The 12,387-nt window shown below is 40.8% G+C and carries 13 protein-coding genes, 1 tRNA gene and 1 pseudogene; 4 read left to right on the forward strand and 11 right to left on the reverse strand.

The window, feature by feature from the left end; all coding sequences use genetic code 11:
* Positions 1-81: 81 nt before the first annotated feature.
* The 5 genes from QR42_RS15605 to QR42_RS15625 form a co-directional block, all read right to left on the reverse strand.
* Positions 82-1,251 (reverse strand): macrolide family glycosyltransferase, encoded by a 1,170-nt coding sequence (locus tag QR42_RS15605; protein WP_039181612.1) that lies wholly within the window; start codon positions 1,249-1,251, stop codon positions 82-84.
* Positions 1,252-1,419: 168 nt separating this feature from the next.
* Positions 1,420-2,310 (reverse strand): ABC transporter substrate-binding protein, encoded by an 891-nt coding sequence (locus tag QR42_RS15610; RefSeq protein ID WP_039183327.1) that lies wholly within the window; start codon positions 2,308-2,310, stop codon positions 1,420-1,422.
* Between the two features lie 295 nt (positions 2,311-2,605).
* On the reverse strand, positions 2,606-3,070 hold the full coding sequence (locus QR42_RS15615; RefSeq protein ID WP_039181615.1) for a DinB family protein: 465 nt from the start codon (positions 3,068-3,070) through the stop codon (positions 2,606-2,608).
* A gap of 317 nt (positions 3,071-3,387) precedes the next feature.
* A tRNA-Arg gene (locus tag QR42_RS15620) sits at positions 3,388-3,463 on the reverse strand.
* A gap of 118 nt (positions 3,464-3,581) precedes the next feature.
* A complete protein-coding gene (locus QR42_RS15625) occupies positions 3,582-3,890 on the reverse strand; it encodes a TM2 domain-containing protein (protein ID WP_039181618.1) in 309 nt (102 codons plus the stop codon).
* A gap of 228 nt (positions 3,891-4,118) precedes the next feature.
* On the opposite strand from QR42_RS15625, the gene clpP reads away from it, so the two are divergent.
* Positions 4,119-4,715, forward strand: coding sequence for an ATP-dependent Clp endopeptidase proteolytic subunit ClpP (gene clpP / locus QR42_RS15630; RefSeq protein WP_024427684.1), 597 nt, complete (start codon positions 4,119-4,121; stop codon positions 4,713-4,715).
* 58 nt (positions 4,716-4,773) lie between these two features.
* Here the strand turns inward: clpP and QR42_RS15635 are convergent, their stop codons facing one another.
* A complete protein-coding gene (locus QR42_RS15635; RefSeq protein WP_039181623.1) occupies positions 4,774-5,352 on the reverse strand; it encodes an LOG family protein in 579 nt (192 codons plus the stop codon).
* 137 nt (positions 5,353-5,489) lie between these two features.
* Here QR42_RS15635 and QR42_RS15640 point away from each other — a divergent pair, with 137 nt between their 5' ends.
* Entirely contained in the window at positions 5,490-5,831 is a 342-nt protein-coding gene (locus QR42_RS15640; protein WP_039181626.1) for a MazG nucleotide pyrophosphohydrolase domain-containing protein, read from the forward strand.
* A gap of 27 nt (positions 5,832-5,858) precedes the next feature.
* Here QR42_RS15640 and QR42_RS15645 read toward each other — a convergent pair whose 3' ends face one another.
* Positions 5,859-7,481, reverse strand: coding sequence for a SulP family inorganic anion transporter (locus QR42_RS15645; protein WP_039181629.1), 1,623 nt, complete (start codon positions 7,479-7,481; stop codon positions 5,859-5,861).
* Positions 7,482-7,519: 38 nt separating this feature from the next.
* Positions 7,520-8,101, reverse strand: a complete 582-nt coding sequence (locus tag QR42_RS15650; RefSeq protein ID WP_039181632.1) for a beta-class carbonic anhydrase — start codon at positions 8,099-8,101, stop codon at positions 7,520-7,522.
* Positions 8,102-8,655: 554 nt separating this feature from the next.
* Here QR42_RS15650 and QR42_RS15655 point away from each other — a divergent pair.
* On the forward strand, positions 8,656-9,633 hold the full coding sequence (locus tag QR42_RS15655; protein WP_039181635.1) for a 2-hydroxyacid dehydrogenase: 978 nt from the start codon (positions 8,656-8,658) through the stop codon (positions 9,631-9,633).
* A gap of 345 nt (positions 9,634-9,978) precedes the next feature.
* Positions 9,979-10,305, forward strand: a pseudogene (locus tag QR42_RS15660) (ribonuclease); the annotation flags it as partial.
* A 50-nt stretch (positions 10,306-10,355) separates the two neighbouring features.
* Here QR42_RS15660 and QR42_RS15665 read toward each other — a convergent pair.
* The 3 genes from QR42_RS15665 to whiA are packed head-to-tail and all read right to left on the reverse strand — an operon-like array spanning position 10,356 to position 12,371.
* Positions 10,356-11,099, reverse strand: coding sequence for an arylamine N-acetyltransferase family protein (locus tag QR42_RS15665; RefSeq protein WP_039181641.1), 744 nt, complete (start codon positions 11,097-11,099; stop codon positions 10,356-10,358).
* A 37-nt stretch (positions 11,100-11,136) separates the two neighbouring features.
* On the reverse strand, positions 11,137-11,394 hold the full coding sequence (locus QR42_RS15670) for an HPr family phosphocarrier protein (RefSeq protein WP_024423549.1): 258 nt from the start codon (positions 11,392-11,394) through the stop codon (positions 11,137-11,139).
* Positions 11,395-11,420: 26 nt separating this feature from the next.
* Positions 11,421-12,371: a DNA-binding protein WhiA gene (gene whiA / locus QR42_RS15675; RefSeq protein WP_024423550.1), complete on the reverse strand. Its 951-nt coding sequence runs from the start codon at positions 12,369-12,371 to the stop codon at positions 11,421-11,423.
* Positions 12,372-12,387 lie beyond the last annotated feature (16 nt).

The raw sequence follows: 12,387 nt of genomic DNA on the forward strand, positions 1-12,387 counted from the left end.
GATTATTAATCGAAATGATTACGAATTGAATATTAGCATACAGAAATGGGAAATACAACGTCTTTTCATAAAAAAACAGACTCATGATTGAGTCTGTTTCGCTTGTATGAATTGATCGATCACCCTTAATGCTTTTTCTGTTCCACCTGCTGCTTGGAAGCTTTCTTCAATTTTCTCAATCCCCGCCCGGTACGTATCACTGCCTAAAACCGTCTCAACGGTCTCTCTTAGCTGCTCTGCTGTCAGCTGATCTTTATCAAGTGCGCAGGCAGCAGATAATTCAGTCAGTCTTTGTGCCACCATCGGCTGATCTTTGTCGACTGGAATGACGACCATCGGAACGTGGTAATGAATACCTTCATTGACACTATTCATCCCGCCGTGCGTTATAAACACATCTGTCAGTTCGAGCACTTCAAGCTGCGGCACATAAGGCTCGATCAGAAAATGAGCAGGCGCCTCTTTTAAGAGAGAACGATCTACTTTTTCACCTGTTGCGATAATTACTTTTCCGTCAAAGTCTGCGAAGGCATCTATACACATATTAAAAAATGCTTCTGTATCCCCAAGAACGGTGCCCATGGAAATAAAAACGACTTTTTCTTGCTCAAGTGCTTCCAGCGGGAAATCATGCTGGTCGGCTCTTTTTAGAAAGCTCGGTCCAATGAAGACAAACGAATCGTTTAATGAATCAACAGAAGGCTGGAAATATTCACTTGTATAGACGATATTCAGTTCTCCACGGTTTTTCATAAATTGCATCAAACGCGTTGGCTGAACGCCAAAACGCTCTTGTATTTTTTCTAACAGATGCTCAGCTTTCTCATCCTTCCTGTATAGCGGTGTATCAAAATGCGCCTCTTGCAGCACAAAAGATGGGTTGGATCCAATGCTCGGAATGCGCAAGTAATCTCGAACAAGCTCTCCTGCCCCAAACATATCGTAGTAGACCAAATCAAATGAATGCTTATCGGAAAGTGTTTCCACTACCTCTAAAATATCATATGATGTTTGCAGCATGGCATGAAAGAACGGCTGCATGGAATCTAAATCTCCTTCTTCCACATGTAATGTCCGAATATAGTCTGGATGTATATGTACGTGAGCGCCTAAGCGTTTGATTCGTTCCTGATAATGTACAGTTGTAACCGCATGCACTTCATCGCCTCGATCCGCCCATGTTTTGATCATTCCTAACATAGGGTTCACATGTCCTTCAGCTGGAAACGTAATCAATAAAATCTTCGCCACAAGAAATCCCTCCTCATTGTCAATTCCCTTCCATGTTAATCATATACAGCAAGCCGGCTCAACAAATACGCCTGAAAAGGGAAGAAATGAGTCTTATGTCCAGTATTTCATCATAAAGTGGCAGAAAAAAAGACAAAGTCTCCTAATAAGCACTTTGTCTTTTTCACATTATGATTTGAGCAGCATTTTTTTAAATGCATCAGACTGTTTTTCAATGGAGATCGGATCTGCATAGATAAATTCCTTGATTGAATAGTACAGGACATGCCCTTGCTTCACCGCTTGATTTTTCTTCCATACAGCGCTGTTCGTAATATCAAGATTTGGCTCTTTTCCATCCTTTGTTGGTACAAGTAAATAGTCTCCTGTATACTCATTCATCTCTTCTAATGAAATTCCAAGATAGCCTTCCTTTGGAAGTGCCTTTTCTGCCTTTTCAGGTAAGCTGAATCCATAGCCTTGATAGATGACTTCCCCGCCGCGGCCAAAGTCCGTACCAAATAAGTACACTTGCTTTGGCTGGACATCCATAATGGAGAATGTCTTGTCATCACCAATTTTCGCTTTCACTTCTTCTCCGTCTTTCTTCAGCTTCTCGTCCATTTCTTGTATTTGTTTTTTCGCTAACGCTTCTTTTCCAAGAATCTTTCCAATTTCAATATGCATCTCTTTGAAGCTATGTTCACTTGTCGTAAACGTGATCGTTTTGGCAATCTTTTTATACTTTTCAATCTGTTTGTTTTGTGAATAAGCAATGATTAAATCAGGCTTCAGCTTTGCAATCGCCTCCACATTTTCCATCGGCACCCGCTTCACACCTGTTTCATCTAAAAAGGATGATTTAGGATAAACATCTGTCATGCCAACAGGTGTCACACCTAACTTTTTAAAGTTCCCAAGCTGCGCTGTTAACACAACAATCCGCTTCGGCTTGGCAGGAATCGTGATCTTTTCACCCGTTTCCGTTGTATATGTACGCGTACTTGCTGCTTGCTCTTTATTCTCTTTCTGCCCGCATGCTACTAACAGCAGTGCCAGCAGACTGACTAGCCAAATCATTTTTTTCACTTACAAAACCACCTTTAATTGAGAATGATTATTAATTATAGCATAATCAGTGTGGCTTAGATGTAAAGTTTTAGAAGTGAATGCCACACACAAAAAACCCTCTCCTGATAGAGGGTTCGAGAGACCTTTTTATATCGTGAACTAGATCAAGTACACGCGCAGAGAATGTATAAAACTCCGACACGAAGGATGCTATGAGAATATCTTGTGAATATTTTTTTGTATACTTTTAAAGTTTTTAATAGCAGAATCTTATTAAAGTAAAACACCCTTTGGTTAAAGAACATTATTCAAACATTAAAATTTTGGGGTCTTTATTGTAACAGTGAACAAGCATAGCATGTAATTGTCCCCTATGATGATAAACATGTGCTAATATCTCTAACAACCATTCATACCTTGTATATGTCACACCCCAATATGAAGTGGTACGAGACAGTAGTTCTGCGTCCGATAATTTCATATAATTATTTTTTAATGAATGAAAATTAGTCATTAAGCCATTTTCTATCGACTCTAAAGTTTTATATGATACATTAGCATAAAATTTTTCCATCTCTTCTTGGGCAGCCTCATTAGCAATACGCCAGTCAGCTTCACAAATGATCGCAATGTGTTCCAGCAACTCCCCGATAGACTGCTTATGAGGTGTTGGTTTTTTTTGTAAATCACCTTCTTCTAATTGACGTACTATTTTTATTAATGTTTTAACAGCTACTTCAATTTGATGTAAAACACTTTCACAATTCATTAGTACCTCCTTATTAAAGAATTCTGCCCTTTTAGTTGAACAAGCTTTGAGAATATTGTTGATACAATGATTTTATACCCCAACTATAGATTAACTTTACTTAATCACTATCATAAAGAAAATTTGTTTTTTTAACAATTTTATTCTGTGCTTTTTGATACAAAATGAACTACTTCACTTAAACGCTGATAAATAGTGAAGTTCCTCTCAATTTACTCACACAATACCACTCATAAAAAAACAAAAAAACCCTTTATTTCAAAGGGTTTTCAGGCTCTTTCACAAATGATAAATCGAATTCTATGGGATACGATAGACGCGCTCGGAGGGATTCGAACCCCCGGCAGACGTGGTACCGGAAACCACCGCTCTATCCAACTGAGCTACGAGCGCACGATATGTTTTTTGAACGTCAGCATATCAAATTATAAGGGAAATGCTGCGAGAAAGCAATGATATTCTGATGACTTCAAAAAAGAAGCCTGCACCGAAAAGATGCAGACCATTCTACTTACGCCATTTTAACAGATGCAATAATTTTCCGTTCCATGTTTTCATTTACTTCATCCACTGTTTTCACAAGACAGATGATGCCATCAATAAACGGCCAAATGAACAAGGTCAACCATCCTAAAAGAAGCATGACAACTGCATAGCCTTTCTTTTCATCTAAATAAAAACGATGAATTGCAAAAGCTCCAAGGAACCACCACAAAAGAAAAACAACTAGTTTTGACTTTTTTTTGGCTTGAAGTTCAGTAGAGACAACAATACGCTGCTGATCAGTTAAACCACTTTTTTCTAGAAGTAGATTATCCACTATTTTTCCTTCTTTCTGACTATAAATAATAATAACCTTAGTAATATTAACTCATAACAGGAAGTTTTACCATATTTTTTTAAAACTTTTCCATGGTTTAAAAAAATTGAATTTTGGGGAAAATAACATGTGGCTGTCGAATTTTTTGATTGCGTTTTGTTTGACCTTTATTGACCAAAAATGTATCATTGAATTACATACTTACCTAAAAGGTGAAGGAGGAACATTATGAATTTAATACCTACAGTCATTGAGCAAACAAATCGTGGGGAAAGAGCTTACGACATTTATTCTCGTCTTTTAAAAGACCGTATTATCATGCTTGGTTCTGCGATCGATGACAATGTTGCCAACTCCATCGTGTCACAGCTGCTTTTCTTAGAAGCTGAAGATCCAGAAAAAGATATTTCTATCTACATTAACAGCCCTGGCGGTTCAATCACAGCTGGTATGGCCATTTACGATACGATGCAATTTATTAAACCAAAGGTATCAACTATTTGTATTGGTATGGCTGCATCTATGGGTGCGTTCCTGCTTGCTGCTGGTGAAAAAGGTAAGCGTTATGCTCTTCCAAACAGTGAAGTCATGATTCACCAACCACTAGGCGGTGCCCAAGGTCAAGCAACAGAAATTGAAATTGCGGCAAAACGAATCCTTTCTTTACGCGATAAACTGAACCAAGTACTTGCTGAACGTACTGGTCAGCCAATTGAAGTCATTGAGCGCGATACAGATCGTGACAACTTCAAAACAGCGGAAGAAGCACTTCAATACGGACTCATTGACAAAGTCTTGACCCGTAATACAGAAGACCAAAAATAATGATCACAACACAAACCGTCTGCTCCTTGAACAGACGGTTTTTTGTTTTAATCATACTTTAAGACAGCTCCGTCCATTTCTGCTGAAGAGACGGTGTTTGATAAGAAGCCATCTGCGTGATTAATTCCTCCGGTTCACTCGAAGCATGTAACAATTGAAGGTGTGATTCATTCGAAAAACCTTCTTGTATACTAAATTTCACCATGTCCATGAGCGGGTTGAAATAGTCATTCACTTGATATAAACCAATTGGCTTTTGATGAATGCCGATTTGTGCCCAGCACAGCACCTCAAATAATTCTTCATATGTACCAAAGCCACCTGGCATCGCAATAAACCCATCAGCCAGCTCGCTCATTTTCGCTTTTCGTTCATGCATGCCTGTTACCTCAATTAACTCTGTCAGCTCTTGATGCACGACTTCTCCTCTAAAAAGCCCCTTAGGCATGACACCGATCACTTGCCCGCCATGTCTCATGACCTCATCGGCAATCGCGCCCATTAACCCAATACGCGATCCTCCGTAAACAAGACGAATGCCCTGCTCCGCCATATAAGCACCCAACTCCACAGCCTTTTGTTTGTAGACATCACTTACACCTGGATTCGAACCAGCAAACACACAAATCGTTTTCATCAAAACAGCTCCATCTCTCTCTATGATTTCTTCACCCACTCATTCTACTATAATGATTTGTAAAGAAACAGCCGTTTCTTCTATATATAGTGTAAAATCAAAAGAGTGAATACCATATAAGGAGCTGTAGATAGAGAATGCAAACAACTGAGATGGAGAAGTGGATCAAAAATTTTTATCAAACGAGAAATTGGACAGAATATGGACCGTTTATCCGGTTAGGCTTCTTAATGGAAGAAACGGGAGAACTCGCTCGTGCTGTTAGAGCAATAGAAATCGGACGAGACCGGCCTGATGAGCAGAGGCAGGAATCACCTGAGCTAAAAAAAGAACTCATTGAAGAAATGGGAGATGTCTTAGCAAATCTCCTCATTTTAGCGGATCAATATGATGTGACAGTAGAAGAGGTCTTCAGCGCTCATCAACAGAAACTCACAAAACGCTTTTCTGGAGAAAAAGAGCCAGTAAAAAACACGTGACCAAGCTGTCACGTGTTTTTTTACACCTTACAGATGCTGTGGTGAAATGTCATCCGTTCGTTCAAAGAAATGCTGTTTTCCGATATGATGGAATAGTCCCGTTCGATGCAAAAGCTCCTTAGGCTGTGATTGAAGTCCAACGATCATCAGCTTTCCATTATGATGCTTTAATCGATTGGAGATATTCATTAGAACCGCTTCTGCCGATGTGTCCATATAATTGACTTTATTCATTAGCAGAATGAGCGTTTTTGGCTTTGTTTGAACATGGTCCAAAATCGAATTTTCCAATGAATCTGTTGTTCCGAAAAAGAGCGGTCCTTCAATGGAATACATACTGATTCCTTTTTCGTCTGTCTGTTTTTCTAAAGCAGCTGCTGTTTCCATTTGAGGAACAGCGACATTGGTATGAATATTGGTCGTCTGGCTCATTTTTTTGATAAAAGCGATAAACGCTAAAATGAGACCAGCAGTGACGCCAATAATCAAATCACCGATGACTGTGAGCAGAAAGGTCACGACAAGTACAAGTGAATCGGCATTTTTCACTTTCACAATATTGATAAACTCTTTTCTCTCACTCATATTCCAAGCAACAAACATTAAAATCGGTGCCATTGCAGCAAGTGGAATCATCGACGCATACGGCGCAAATAGCATTAAGATCAGTAAGACGACAACGCCATGCACGACACCAGAAATCGGACTTGCCCCGCCATTTTTTATGTTCGTGGCCGTTCGGGCAATAGCTCCCGTCGCTGGAATTCCTCCGAAAAGCGGTGCCGCCATATTGGCAATTCCTTGCCCCACAAGCTCTTTATTGCTGTCATGCTTAGAGCCTTTCATATTATCAGCGACCATTGCGGACAAAATCGATTCCACGCCGCCTAAAAGCGCAATGACAATTGCTGGAGGCAGCAGGTATATCATTTTTTCAATTGTCAATTCAGGAAAAGCGAAGGTTGGCAGCTGACGAGGGATTTCACCATATGCAGAGCCAATCGTTTCAACTTGTCCTTGAAAAAAGAGAACGGCTAGAAACGTTGAAGCCAATAGACCTAATAGAGCACCAGGTATTTTGGGAATGTATTTTTGTGCCGCCAAAATCACGATGAGCCCGATGACGGCTGTGATGATGGCGAGACTGTTTGCGGTCCCAAGATGGACCACAATTTCTCTCATATTGAGGAAAAAGCTTTCATGTTTTTCAACACCCTTTAATCCGAGGAAGTTGGCAATCTGTCCTGAAAAAATAATGACAGCAATGCCCGCAGTAAAACCGATGATAACCGGACGAGGAATAAATTTCATGAGCTTTCCTAGTTTGAATATTCCGAATAATACAAGCATACAGCCTGCCATAAAACCGGCAATGAGCAAGTTTTCAATACCGTACTGGCTGACAATTCCGAATAAAATTGGAACAAACGCCCCGGTCGGCCCGCCGATCTGATACTTTGAACCACCAAACAATGAAATCAAAATGCCGGCAACGATGACTGTATATAATCCATATTCTGGTCCGACACCAGATGCAATGGCAAATGCCATGCCTAAAGGAATTGCCACAACGCCCACGACAAGCCCAGCGATTAAATCGCGTCTAAACTTTGATGAATTGTACCCTTCAAATCTTCCATAAAAACGCATGGTATGTGTTGGCCTCCTTCAAGTATTGTGTAGATGATTTAGATATACTGCGCGTCAATCTGTTTGTCTTTCACAACGACATCCAGCTTTCCTGTGGCTGGATGAATCACCAGTCCATGAACAGCCACATCACTTGGCATCAGTGGATGCTCTTTTACTAATTTCACACTTTGAGCCACACTCTCTTCAACCGAATCAAAGCCTGTCAGCCAGCCCTTTAAATCGACTCCTGAGTTTTTCACAATGCTTAAGCATTTCTCTTCGATTCCGCGTGCTTTCGCCTTTTCAAGTAAAGGGTCCGCCGCAAGACCTGCCATTCCGCATTCATGATGCCCTACAATGCATACTTCCTCTGCCTTTAACTCATAGATGGCTAGCAGGATACTCCGCATCACACTGCCGAACGGATGTGTCACGATGGCGCCTGCATTCTTAATGATTTTCGCATCCCCGTTGCGCAGCCCCATAGATTGCGGCAATAATTCCAAAAGACGGGTATCCATGCACGTTAAAATGACCAGTTTTTTCTCAGGAAATTTCCCCGCTTTGTAAGGCTCATAATGTCTCTCATTCACAAACTCTGAATTGTGCTGAAGAATCTGTTCTAATTTAGATCCCATTTTAATCATCTCCCATCTTTTTTTAAGTAACGTAAGCCCGCGCCTGTCCCCCTTTTCTTTCTTGTGTTCTCAAGCATAGAGAAGAAAAATGATAGAAAAAAAAGAAAAAAATGAGAAAACGATGAGAAGAAATATCATCATTTTCTCTATTTTACGCTGCATCCCAACGGGTTCGCGGGTTTGTTTTCAAACTATTGTTCTCATAAAACCAAAAGACAATAAAATGGTTTAGTAGAAAAAGACCATCCCGTTTAATACATTTCAAATATAATAAATTTTCTATCAAAAAGTCTCGATCTATTTTCCAGTTTGTCAGATAATCTCTCGTAAAATCTTGCAATTTCACATGTCTCATCTACCATCAGCTTATTTTTATATAGATAAAAAATGCATCAGATGGCATATGAATCTACTTTTTCACTAAGAAAATGTCTTTCTTTTCCGTTATTTCAGTATATTAAATATTGAGTGGCTAACATTCAAACGTGTTCTACCGAAATGGTTGCTTTATAATAAAAGGAGCAAGATGACCATGTGAAAGGAGCGAATTGACTGTGACACCACACATTTTTGTCGCAAAACCCTTACCTGCCTCTTTTGAGGAAATGCTAAAGGAACATTGTACATACGAGGTTTGGCAATCCAAAGACCCTATTCCAAGAGACATGTTGTTTGAGAAGCTGCAGCACGCTGATGGTCTTTTAACGTCTGGAACGAAAATCGATCAAGAGCTGTTAGACCACGCACCAAAACTCAAGGTAGTGAGTAATAACTCTGTCGGCTATGACAATTTTGATATAGAAGTGATGAGGCAAAGAGGCGTGATTGGTACGCACACTCCTTATACGCTCGATCATACCGTGGCTGACCTTGCCTTTTCGCTCATTCTCTCCTCTGCGCGAAGAATCGCCGAACTTGATCGTTTTATCCGTGACGGAAAATGGACGAAATTCGTACAGGAAGAAGATATCTTTGGCATCGACGTTCATCATCAAACGCTCGGTATTATTGGTATGGGACGTATCGGAGAACAAGTGGCCAAACGAGCAGCACATGGCTTTGATATGAACGTTCTTTATCATAACCGAAGCCGGAATGAAAAGGCTGAATCGGCGTATGGCGCTGTATATTGCGCACTTGATGACCTTTTAAAACAAGCTGATATCATCGTGTTGATTACACCGCTGACCGAGGAAACGTATCATATGATTGGGGAACGAGAATTGAAGTTAATGAAGCAAACGGCTTTATTTGTCAACATTTCCCGCGGGAAAACAGTGGATGAAAAAAGCCTCATTCAAGCCCTTCAGGAGGGTTGGATCAAAGGCGCTGGTCTTGATGTGTATGAGCAGGAACCGCTCCAAGAGGATCATCCTTTCAAAGAAATGAACAATGTCACCCTTGCCCCTCACATCGGTTCCGCTACTGAAACAACAAGGGATCTCATGCTGAAACGAGCCATTCATAATGTGATTCATGGAATAGATGGGAAGGCGGCTGTTGATGTTGTGAAGGAGCTTGCTTCCTCTTGATCAAATAAGACGCAGGGAACTGAACTGCGTCTTTTTATTTATTTCTTTAAGAGGATTCAGGAGAAAAGTCTCATTTTAGCAAAGATCCTGATTCTTTACATTTCCTTCATGTTCGGGTGCTATAATATGAGGTAGACAAGCATCAAGAGGACGGCATCGGATTTCCTTAATAGGAGGATGAAGATGAAAAGATTGAGTTCAGTTTTGACTATGTTCGCTCTGATCGCTGCTATTCTGTTTTCTGGATTTATCCCGCAGCAAGTTCATGCAGAAACACCTCTTACACCAACAGCCACAACTGAAAATGCTTCTATTCAGCTCACGCCAGATGTACGTACCCTTGCCGTCATTAATACGTTTGATGGTGTAGCAGATTATTTAATTCGCTACAAACGACTGCCTGATAACTACATTACGAAATCACAAGCAAGTGCTCTCGGATGGGTGGCATCTAAGGGAAATCTAGCAGAAGTGGCGCCAGGTAAAAGCATCGGTGGAGATATTTTCTCAAACCGGGAAGGACGTCTTCCTTCAGCAAGCGGCCGCACATGGCGTGAGGCAGACATCAACTACGTTTCGGGCTTCCGCAATGCTGACCGTCTTGTGTATTCAAGCGACTGGCTCATTTACAAAACAACAGACCATTATGCGACTTTCACACGTATTCGATAATCAATAAAAAAGACAGCCCTGTTTCATCTGGGGCTGTCTTTTAGTATGGTTTACGGAATAAGCTTTTTCACGTAATCCTCAAAAGGGACCGAAAGCGGCTTTTTCGACACTTCTTCATGTTCATGTGTGGTGACATGATCCTCAGTAACGACCACACGTCCTGTTGGCGTGAGCTTTGACGCGAGCGGTCTTTTGTTAAAAGTAGAGGATTCATTTTCATAAATCTCGTGTCTCAATTGGACCAATGCAGCCTCGTCCACCTCGTTCAATGTGAAAGCATAGCCTGTTTCAGCACCATCTCCCCTATCTAATTGGAGTAGATGTGTCCCCTTTTCGGTTTTCTCTGCTTTGACGCGAAACCGAATAGACGCTCCTTCCACCCAATCTTCTGTAAAAGGCACAGGCTGAAGAGGTAAATTCACACCAAATCCCGCATCAATGAGAAAGCGTACGTTATGATGCTTCAACATAATGGCTACATGCGTGCCATCAATGGCCCACGTATCCGCTTCTTTGATATACACTGTCCCTTGAAGAAGCTGTACAGAAAGCCCAGCCTCTTTTAACACATAGTATAAGAGAGGATTGAGATCGTAACAAAGGCCTCCTCTATTTTCTTCAAGAAGATGCTGCTTCAACCCTTCTTGATTCAAAGCGTAGGATTGTTTGTTCAGAACAGATCTATTTTCAAATGGAAAGGTATAGGCCATTTTTTTTAATAATACAGGTAAGTCATTAAAGGTGATCGACTGGCCTTCATATCCGATCTTCTGTAAAAAAGCTGATTGAATCATGACATTCCCTCCTAAAAAACTGAGCCTTTGAAGAGACTCAGTTTTCTTGATTGATAAAATCTGTTAACGCCTCAATGGCTTCTTGTTCGTCCGCACCATCTGCAATCAGTGTGACAGTAACCCCAGAGCTGATCGCAAGACTCATGAGACCCATAATGCTTTTCGCATTGACTTTTTTCCCATCTTTCTCTAGAAAAATATCAGCTCCAAAGCGATTGGCTTCTTGCACGAACAAAGCAGCTGGACGTGCCTGCAAGCCTGTTTTCAGCTGGATGGTGACCGTTTTTTCCACCATATGATCTGCCTCCCTTTTTCATTCTCCTATTTGAGTGTAACAGCTTGTCCGTTTCGTAATTGTTCTGCGATTTGATCTAGCTTTCTTAAACGGTGGTTAATCCCTGACTTGCTGATCTTGCCGCTTTCCACCATTTCTCCAAGTTCCTTCAGCGTGACCTCTTGATAGTCGACTCGCAGTTTAGCAATTTCACGAAGCTTTTCCGGCAGGGCATCAAGTCCAATTTTTTCATCAATAAATTGAATGTTCTCGACCTGACGCAGTGATGCACCAATCGTTTTATTCAAGTTTGCTGTTTCACAATTGACGAGCCGGTTGACGGAGTTCCTCATGTCTCGGACGATTCGCACATCTTCAAAGCGAAGCAGTGAGTTATGAGCGCCCACAACACTTAAAAATTCCGTGATTTTTTCTGCTTCCTTCATGTACGTAATGTACCCTTTTTTGCGCTCAAGTGTTTTACTATTGAGATGAAATTGATTCATCAGCTCACAAAGGGCATCATTATGTTCTTTATATAGTGAAAAAATCTCAAGGTGATAGGAGGACGTTTCTGGGTTATTCACAGAACCGCCTGCTAAAAAAGCACCTCTCATATAGGAGCGCTTGCAGCATCTTTTCTTCACGAGCTCTTCTGAAATATTGCGCTCAAATACAAATTGCTCACCTAATATTTTCAAATCCTCTAAAATGGTTTTCGCTCGTTCTACCAGTCTGACAATATACACGTTATTCTTTTTCAATCTCATTTTTTTACGGACGAGCAGCTCGACTGTCACATCGTATTTCTTTTTAAGCAGCGTATAAATACGTCTTGCAATGGCTGCGTTCTCTGTCTGTATATCTAAAATCAATTTTCGATTAGAGAAAGATAATGAACCGTTCATACGGATGAGGGCAGAAAGCTCTGCTTTTGTGCAGCAGTCCTTCACGTCCAGATTAGTCAGCTCTTTTTTTGTTTCGGATGCAAATGACATCCTTGCCACCCCCATT

Source organism: Bacillus sp. WP8, from assembly GCF_000800825.1.
GTDB lineage: Bacteria > Bacillota > Bacilli > Bacillales > Bacillaceae > Bacillus > Bacillus safensis.